The 8,831-nt window shown below is 74.7% G+C and carries 5 protein-coding genes; all 5 read left to right on the top strand.

Going from position 1 to position 8,831, the window contains the following annotated elements; all coding sequences use genetic code 11:
* A partial coding sequence (locus ACFVX6_RS15205) for an FtsK/SpoIIIE domain-containing protein (protein WP_389691528.1) occupies nt 1-2,400 on the top strand: 2,400 nt, incomplete at its 5' end.
* 138 nt (nt 2,401-2,538) lie between these two features.
* Complete coding sequence (locus ACFVX6_RS15200) at nt 2,539-3,927, top strand: ABC transporter substrate-binding protein (protein ID WP_389691526.1); 1,389 nt, start codon at nt 2,539-2,541, stop codon at nt 3,925-3,927.
* 5 nt (nt 3,928-3,932) lie between these two features.
* On the top strand, nt 3,933-5,342 hold the full coding sequence (locus ACFVX6_RS15195; RefSeq protein WP_389691524.1) for a carbohydrate ABC transporter permease: 1,410 nt from the start codon (nt 3,933-3,935) through the stop codon (nt 5,340-5,342).
* Nucleotides 5,339-6,259 (top strand): carbohydrate ABC transporter permease, encoded by a 921-nt coding sequence (locus tag ACFVX6_RS15190; RefSeq protein ID WP_389691522.1) that lies wholly within the window; start codon nt 5,339-5,341, stop codon nt 6,257-6,259. Before ACFVX6_RS15195 ends, ACFVX6_RS15190 begins: the two co-directional genes overlap by 4 nt.
* Nucleotides 6,260-6,411: 152 nt before the next feature.
* Nucleotides 6,412-8,661 carry a CDP-glycerol glycerophosphotransferase family protein gene (locus tag ACFVX6_RS15185; RefSeq protein ID WP_389691520.1) on the top strand — a complete coding sequence of 750 codons (2,250 nt, stop codon included), beginning with the start codon at nt 6,412-6,414 and terminating at the stop codon, nt 8,659-8,661.
* The last annotated feature ends 170 nt before the right edge of the window (nt 8,662-8,831 follow it).

Below are 8,831 nucleotides of genomic sequence, written 5' to 3'. Positions count from 1 at the left end.
CACCCCAACGGCACCCCCGGGCGGCACCCCGGAGCGCCGCACCCGGCCGGAGCCGCAGGCCCGTACGCGGGAGCGGCCCACGCGGGCGGAGCCGCCGGACCGAACGCCGGAGCAGCCCACGGAAGCGGAGCCGCAGGCCCGTACCCCGGAGCCCCCCACGGCGGCGGAGCCGCAGGCCCGTACGGGGGCGACCGGCTAGGGGTCGCGCAGCGGACCGGGGTCGAGCATCACGGTGCGGGCGGCTGGGAGGAACCCGAGGCGGCCCGCGAGGCCGGGAGCGGGTCCGAACCCCGCCGCGCAGCGCGTCGCGGCATCGGTGCCTGGGCGCGCAAGTGGGTGCGCGGGGCGGATGCCGCCGAGGTGGAGGTGGTCGCCGAGACCGCGGCCGCCGTCGCCGCACGGCCCGGCTCCGACGATCCCGCGGCCCTGCTGCTCACCGCCCTCGGGCCGGCCCCGCGGCTGTGGGCCGGGCCCGCCGGGCTCGACGTCACGCTCGGTGCGGGCAGCGAGGTCGCGCTCCGCGAGACCGGCGCGCTCGGGATCGCCGGACCCCGGGCCCGGCTGACCGGTGTGGCCCGCTCCGTCATCGCGCGGCTGGCGGCCCTGCACGCCCCCGGCCAGCGCCTGGAGATCGTGCTGATCTCCACCGACCGGGCCCGCCCGCTCGCCGAACGCCGCCGCGACTGGGGCTGGCTCGGCTGGCTGCCCCACGTACGCCCGGCGCACGGGCAGGACTGCCGGCTGCTGCTCGCGTACGACCGCGATCAGGCGGCCGCCCGCGCCGGGGAGCTGACCCGGCGGCTCGACGACGGCCCGCTCGGCACCCACTGGGCCACGGCCGGCCCGGAGGCGGTGCGCGAGGCCTCGTACGCCTACCGGGGCCCGTACACGCTCCTGGTCCTCGACGGGGACCCCGGTCCGGGGGCGCTCCGGGACATCACCGGCCGGCTGACCTCGCACGGGCCGGCCGCCGGGATCCACGTGCTGGTCCTGGCCGAAGCGCCGGCCGCGACGCCCGCGTCGCCCGTCGCCGAGACCTACGAGGCGGCCTGCGCGGCCGCCCCCGCCTTCCGGGGCTGCCGGGCCGCCGCCCTGCTCAGCGGTGATGTGGCCACGACCGTACGGACCTTCGCGGTCTCGGGCGGCATCCCGGCCGGGTCCGGTGGTACGGCCACGGCGGACGCCGTATCGGCGGCCTGGGCGGAGCGGTTCGCCCGCGCCCTGGCCCCCCTCAAGGCCGACTCCCCCGTCACGGAGGGCGGTTACCGGCCGGCTGCCGCCAACCTTCCCCAGACCTCCCGACTGCTGGACGAGTTGGGGCTGGCCCGGGCCACCCCGGCCTCCCTGATGGCCCGTTGGGCCGCCGCCACCGACCAGGGACAGCGCGTCGGCGGGCTCGCGGAGATAGTCCTCGGCACCGGCCGGCGCGGGCCGGTGGGCGCCGAACTGGTCACCGACGGCCCGCACGTGCTGATCGAGGGGCCCGCCGGCAGCGGCCGTACGGAACTGCTGCGCACCGTGGCGGCCTCCCTGTCGGCGGCCGCCCGGCCCGACCGGCTCGGCCTGGTCCTGCTCGACGGCGCCGGCGGCGAGCGCGGCGACGGCCTGCTGCCCTGTACGGAGCTGCCGCACGTCTCGGCGCACCTGGTCGCCTCGGACCCGCTGCGGATGCGGGAGTTCGCGCAGGCGCTGGGCGCCGAGCTGAAGCGGCGGTCCGAGCTCCTGGACGGGGTGCCGTTCTCCGAGTGGCACGCCGCGCGCGAAGTCTCCGACCGGATGGTCTCGCCCCGCCAGCCCACCCCCGGCGAGCTGCGCGGCGATCTCGAACCCCAACGTTCCGGCACCCTGCGGCTGCGTTCCTCGGTCACCCGTACCGATCCGGCGGGGCCCAGCCCGCTGCCCCGCCTCGTCGTGCTCGTGGACGACTTCGACGCGCTGGTCGCGCCGGGCCTGGGCAGTACGGGCCGGCCCGCCGCCGGTTCGGTGGTCCGCGCGCTGGAGGCGGTGGCCCGCGAGGGAGCCCGGCTCGGGGTGCACCTGGTGGCCACCAGTGCCCGCCCGGACCGGACGGCCGACACCGAGCTGGCCCGGCTCACGACCCTGCGCGTGGAGCTCGACGCCCCCGACCAGCCGGGGCCCGGCCGGGGCGTGCTCCGGTACGCCGACGGGCGCACGGTCCCCTTCCAGGGCGGCCGGGTCACCGGCCGGATCCCCCGGACGGCCACGCTGCGGCCGACCGTGGTGCCGGTGGAGTGGGAGCGGATGGGCGATCCGCCGGCCCGTCGCCCGGTCCGCGAGCTGGGCAACGGCCCGACCGACCTGGCGCTGCTGGCCAGCGCCCTGGACCGGGCCTCGCACCTGGTGTCGGCGGTACCGGTGCTGTTCCCGCCGGCCCCCTGAAACGGCGCCCGAGCCGCCCCTGACCGGCCCCCCGCCCACCCCCGTACGCCGTGAGGCGGTATTGCGGGGGTGCGCGGGGCGGCGTAGACCTTGTGGCACGGGACACACCATCGCCAGCGAGGCATCGGGGGCACCGCCATGCGCACGCACGGAACGAGCCGCACGACATCCCATACATCCGCCGGCCGACGGCACGCTTGGGCCGCTCTGGCCGTGGTCGGCGCACTGGCGCTCGGCGCGTGCGGCAGCGACGGCAAGGAGCCGGCGAAGGGCAAGGACGGCCCCGACACCTCGGGCGGGCCGTCCGTCGCCTTACCCCGTCTCGACGGGGAGAAGCTGGAGGTCGCCGCCGTCTGGACGGGCGCGGAGCAGGCGAACTTCGTCAAGGTCCTGGAGGAGTTCGAGCGGCGGACGGGGGCCACGGTCACCTTCGTCCCGGCGCAGGACCCGATCGTCACCTTCCTCGGCTCCAAGATCGCGGGCGGCGCCCCGCCGGACGTGGCGCTGCTCCCGCAGGTCGGGGCGCTGGTCTCGGCGGTCAAGAACAAGTGGGCGCAGCCGGTCGGCGCCGAGGCGCAGGCCCAGCTGGACAAGAACTTCTCGCCCGGCTGGAAGACGCTGGGCGCGGTCGACGGCACCCAGTACGGCGTGTACTACAAGGCCGCCAACAAGTCGCTGATCTGGTACAACGCGAAGGCCTTCGAGGCGGCGGGCGTACGGCCCCCGGCGACCTGGAAGGAGCTCCTGACGGCCGCCGACACCCTGTCCGCGTCCGGCACCCCGGCGGTTTCGGTGGCGGGGGCCGACGGCTGGACCCTGACCGACTGGTTCGAGAACGTCTACCTCTCGCAGGCGGGCCCGGAGAAGTACGACCGGTTGGCGAAGCACGAGATCAAGTGGACGGACGACAGCGTGAAGCAGGCGCTGACCTCGCTCGCCGAGCTGTTCGGCCGCAAGGACTTCCTGGCGGGCGGCCAGAGCGGAGCGCTGGCGACCGAGTTCCCGAAGTCGGTGACGCAGACCTTCACCGGCGGCGACCGGCCGGCCGCCGCGATGGTCTTCGAGGGCGACTTCGTGGCGGTCAACATCGCCCAGACGGAGGCGAAGGTGGGCACGGACGCGCTGGTCTTCCCCTTCCCGGCGGTCGGCGCCAAGGCGCCGGTGGTCTCGGGCGGGGACGTGGCGGTCGCGCTGAAGGCCTCGAAGGGCGCGCAGGCGCTGCTGACGTTCCTGGCGTCGGTGGACTCGGCGCGGATCCATGCCCGTGAGGGCGGCTTCCTCTCCCCGAACAAGGCGCTCGAACCGGCCGCGTACCCGAACGACATCCAGCGCGGCATCGCCGAGGCCCTGATCGCGGCGGGCGACAACTTCCGCTTCGACATGTCGGACCAGGCTCCGGCGGCCTTCGGCGGGACCCCGGGGGCGGGCGAGTGGAAGGCGCTCCAGGACTTCCTGGCGAACCCGGCCGACATCGCGGGGACGCAGGCGAGGCTGGAGGCGGACGCGGCCAAGGCCTACGGGAACTGATCCCGATGGCCTCCCCCACCGGAGCCCCCATCGGAGCCTCCGCCGGATCCCCGGCGGCCCCTCCTACGGGATCCCCCGCGACCACCCCGGTGGCGGGCCCCGCCACCGGCCCCCGCTCCCCGAAGGCCAAGGAGACCCGGCGCCGCCGGCTGACCGCCGCGGCGTTCCTCCTCCCCTCCCTCGTCCTGCTCGGCGCGCTCGTCGTGCACCCCATCGGCTACTCGCTCTACCGCAGCTTCTTCGACCGCTCCGGCGAGGAGTTCGTCGGCGCCGGGAACTACGGGGAGATCCTGAGCGACGACACGATCCGCACCGCGCTGGGGAACACGGCGATCTGGGTGGTGCTGGCCCCGGTCACCGCCACCGCACTCGGTCTGCTCTTCGCCGTGCTGACCGAACGGGTGCGCTGGGGAACGGCCTTCAAGCTGATCGTCTTCATGCCGATGGCCATCTCGATGCTCGCGGCGGGCATCATCTTCCGGCTCGTCTACGACGCCGACCCCGACCGGGGCGTGGCCAACGCCGTCTGGGTCGGCGTCCACGACACCTTCGCCGAGTCCTCCGCCTTCCCCAAGGCCCGCCCCGGCCGGGACTCGCCGCTGCTCCCGGCGGACGGGGGCGCGTACGTGACCCGCGATCCGGTACGGGCGGGCGTGCCCGCGCCGCTCCCGCTGGTCGGCATCGCCCCGGAGGCCCTTCCCCCGGGAACGCGGACGGCGCGGCCGGCCGCCACCGAGCCCGGGAAGGTCACCGGCACCGCCTGGCAGGACTTCACCCGGGGCGGGGGCGGTACGACGAACACGGTCGACCCCACCGAGTCGGCCCTGTCGGGGCTGCGCGTCGAGGCGGTCAAGGACGGCCGGGTGGTCGACTCGGCCAGGACCCGGGCCGACGGCACCTTCACCCTGTCCGCCGCGGCCGACGGCGCACTGCTGCGGCTGCCCGCCTCGAACTTCCGGGAGGCCTACGGGGGCGTCGAGTGGCTCGGCCCGACCCTGGTGACCCCGGCGGTGATCGGGGCCTACGTGTGGATGTGGGCCGGGTTCGCGATGGTGCTGATCGGGGCCGGGCTGGCCGCCGTACCGCGCGAGCTGCTGGAGGCGGCGCGGGTGGACGGGGCGAGCGAGTGGCAGGTGCTGCGGCGGATCACGGTGCCGCTGCTGGCGCCCGTCCTGGCCGTCGTGCTGGTGACCCTCGTCATCAACGTCATGAAGGTCTTCGACCTGGTCTTCGTGATCGCCCCGGGCGCCGTGCAGGACGACGCCAACGTCCTGGCGCTCCAGCTGTACCGGACCTCCTTCGGCACGGACGCCGATCCGGGGCTGGGCAGCGCCATCGCGGTGCTGCTGCTGGTGCTCGTGGCTCCCGTCATGGCCTACAACATCCGCCGGATGCGCCGGGAGGCCCGCCGATGAGCACACCGCCGCGCACCCCGTCCCGTACGCCGGCCCCCGCCTCACCCCCCGCCTCGCCCCTCGCCCCGGTCGCCGGCGCGCGGTCCCTCGCCGCGCGGGCGGCCGGCGGGGCGCTGCGGGTCTTCCTGGTCCTCACGGGCCTGTTCTGGCTGCTGCCCACGCTCGGGCTGCTGCTCTCCTCCTTCCTCTCCCCCACCGCGCTGAACGACGGCGGCTGGTGGCAGGCGCTGACGGCGCCCTCCCGGCTGACGGCCGACAACTACGAGCGGCTGCTGGCCAACGAGACCGTCACCGGCTCGCTGATCGACACGGCGGCCATCGCCGTCCCGGCGACCCTGCTCGTCCTGGCGCTGGGGTCGTTCGCCGGATACGCCTTCGCCTGGCTGGAGTTCCCCGGCCGCGACTGGCTGTTCCTGCTGGTGGTCGCGCTGCTCGTCGTACCCGTCCAGGTGGCGCTGATCCCGGTCTCCGAACTCTTCGGCTCCATAGGCCTGTTCGAGACCACCGCGGGCGTGGTCCTCTTCCACACCGCCTTCGGGCTGCCGTTCGCCGTGTTCCTGCTGCGCAACTTCTTCGCGGAGATCCCGCGCGAGCTGCTGGAGGCGGCCCGTCTCGACGGGGCGGGCGAACTGCGGCTGTTCACACGGGTGGTGCTGCCGCTGGGCGGTCCGGCGATCGCCTCGCTCGGCATCTTCCAGTTCCTGTGGGTGTGGAACGACATGCTGGTCGCCCTGGTCTTCGCGGACTCGGCGCACCCGCCCGTCACGGTCGCGCTCCAGCAGCAGGTACGGCAGTTCGGGAACAACATCGACGTACTGGCGCCCGGCGCCTTCCTGTCGATGGTGGTGCCGCTCGTCGTCTTCTTCGCCTTCCAGCGGCAGTTCGTCTCGGGGGTGATGGCGGGAGCGATCAAGTAGGAGACCGGGTGGGCGATCAGGCAATCAGCCTTCGATCATGGCGTTGACGTGCCGGGTTGACGCTCCGTAACCCGAATGCCGCACCCTGCGTAACCCGATCACCACGCCGGGGGTTCCTGGGCCATATGCCCGCGCCGACCCCTGGATGTGCCGTGCCCCGGTTCAGCGTCATCGTGCCCGCGTACAAGGTCCAGGCGTACCTCCAGGAGAGTCTGGACTCGGTCCTGACCCAGTCGTACCCGGATCTCGAACTGATCGTGGTCGACGACGCCTCCCCGGACGCCTGCGGTTCGATCATCGACGACTGCGCAGCCCGCGACCCCCGGGTCACCGCCGTGCACCTGGCGCACAACCTGGGCCTGGGCCCGGCCCGCAACGCGGGCCTGTCCCGGGCCACCGGCGACTACGTGCTCTTCCTCGACGGCGACGACACCCTGGCCCCCGGCGCCCTGCAGGCCATCACCGACCGGCTGAAGGCCACCGGCTCCCCGGACGTCCTCGTCTACGACTACGCGCGCACCTACTGGACCGGGGAGCTCGTCCGCAACAGCCTCTCCCACCGCCTCTCCGAGGAGGGCCCGGCCAGCTTCCGCCTCGCCGACCGCCCGGCCCTCCTCGGCATGCTGATGGTGGTGTGGAACAAGGCCTACCGCCGCGAGTACGTGGAGCGCGAGGGCCTCTCCTTCCCGCCCGGCTTCTACGAGGACACCCCCTGGACCTATCCCGCGCTCTTGGCGGCCGAGTCCGTGGCGGTCCTGGACCGGGTCTGCGTGCACTACCGCCAGCGCCGCACGGGCTCGATCCTGACCACGTCCACCCGCCGCCACCTGGACGTCTTCGACCAGTACGACCGCGTCTTCGGCTACCTCGCCGCCCGCCCCGAGCTGGAGCGCTGGCGGCCCGCCGTGCACCGGCGGATGGCCGAGCACTTCTGCGCCCTGTACGCGGACCCGCGCCGGCTCCCGCGCGCCGCCCGGGCCGAGTTCTTCGCCCGGGCCTCGGCCCTGCTGCGCCGCTACCGGGTGCCGGGCCCCCGGCCGCTGTCCCTGAGCCGGACGGACCGCACCCGCCACCTCCTGATGCGGCTGGGCACCAGGCGCGCGTACCGCATCCTCTCCCTGCTCCGCTCGGCCTCGCTGACGGCGGGCCGCGCCGGGGTCACCCTGGGCCGGGGCCTGCGGGAGACCGTCCTGCGCCTGCACTACCGCACGCAGCGCCTGCTCCCGCTCCGCCCGGAGCTGGCGGTCTTCTCCGCGTACTGGCACGGCGGTTACGCCTGCAACCCGGCGGCGATCGAAGCCAAGCTGCGCGAACTCGCCCCGCGCATGCGGACGGCTTGGATCTGCGATCCCGCGCACGCCTCGACCCTGCCGCGCGGCACCACCCCGCTCCGCCCGGGCTCGGCGGCGTACTGGACGGCCCTGGCCCGCGCCACCTACCTCGTCACGAACGTCAACTTCGACCGTGCGCTGGTCAAGCGGCCCGGCCAGATCCTGGTCCAGACGCAGCACGGCACCCCGCTCAAGCGGGTCGGCCTCGACCTCCAGGACCGCCCGGCGGCCACCCCCACGACGGACTTCGCGGGCCTGCTCCGCGGCGCGGACCAGTGGGACTACCTGCTCTCCTCGAACCGCCACTCCACCCTCGTCTGGGAGAAGGCGGTCCCCTCCTCGTACACCACGCTCGAGTACGGCTACCCCCGCAACGACGTGTTCCACCGGGCCACCCAGGCGGACGTCCTGGAACTGCGCGAACGCCTCGGCATCCCGCCGGGCTCCACGGCGATCCTGTACGCACCGACCCACCGCGACTACCGGCGCAGCCGCCCGGCCCACCCAGACTTCGACCGCATCCTGCGCGACCTGGGCCCGCGCTACACGATCCTGACCCGCACCCACCTCACGTACGCGGGATCACCCGCCCCCGACCCCCACCCGCGCCTCCTCGACGTCTCCTCCCACCCCTCCGTCGAGGAACTCTGCCTGGCCTCGGACGCGTTGGTGACGGACTACTCGTCGCTGATGTTCGACTACGCGGCCCTGGACCGCCCGATCGTGATCCACGCGGACGACTGGGAGGCGTACGAGGCCTCCCGCGGCACGTACTTCGACCTGCGGGCCTTCCCCCCGGGCGCGATCGCCCGCACCGAGGACGAGCTGGTCGACATCTTCTCCACCGGCCACTGGCAGGGCTCGCGCTCCGCGCAGCTCCGCGCGTCCTTCCGGACCCGGTTCTGCACGCACGACGACGGCCAGGCGGCGGAGCGCGTGGTCCGCCGCGTCTTCCTGAGCCAGCCGACCGCCCCCATCACCCCCCTGGAAGACCGCCGCCCCACCCCGGCGGCCCCCTCCGCCACCCCGGAACCCACCCTGGCCCACCTGACCACGTCCCGCTGGCCGTAGCCCCCTCCAGCCGTCCGGTTCGAGGCCCGGGGCCCGGATCTTTCAGCCGTCCGGCGCTTGAGGCCCGGGGCCTGGGGCGGAGCCCCAAGGGGGTCCGGGGCGCAGCCCCGGGGAACGGGCGAAGGGCGGGTAGGGGACTCCGCCCCGCGCAGCGGAAGCCCCTAGGCATG

Source organism: Streptomyces sp. NPDC058289 (assembly GCF_042880975.1).
Classification (GTDB): Bacteria; Actinomycetota; Actinomycetes; order Streptomycetales; family Streptomycetaceae; genus Streptomyces; species Streptomyces stoeckheimensis.
Note: the sequence above shows the minus strand (reverse complement) of the source record. Positions and strands in the feature narration are given on the sequence as shown.

Coding starts and splice junctions, on each gene's coding strand:
- ACFVX6_RS15200 (WP_389691526.1), top strand. CDS start 2,539: ATGCGCACGCACGGAACGAGCCGCACGACATCCCATACATCCGCCGGC.
- ACFVX6_RS15195 (WP_389691524.1), top strand. CDS start 3,933: ATGGCCTCCCCCACCGGAGCCCCCATCGGAGCCTCCGCCGGATCCCCG.
- ACFVX6_RS15190 (WP_389691522.1), top strand. CDS start 5,339: ATGAGCACACCGCCGCGCACCCCGTCCCGTACGCCGGCCCCCGCCTCA.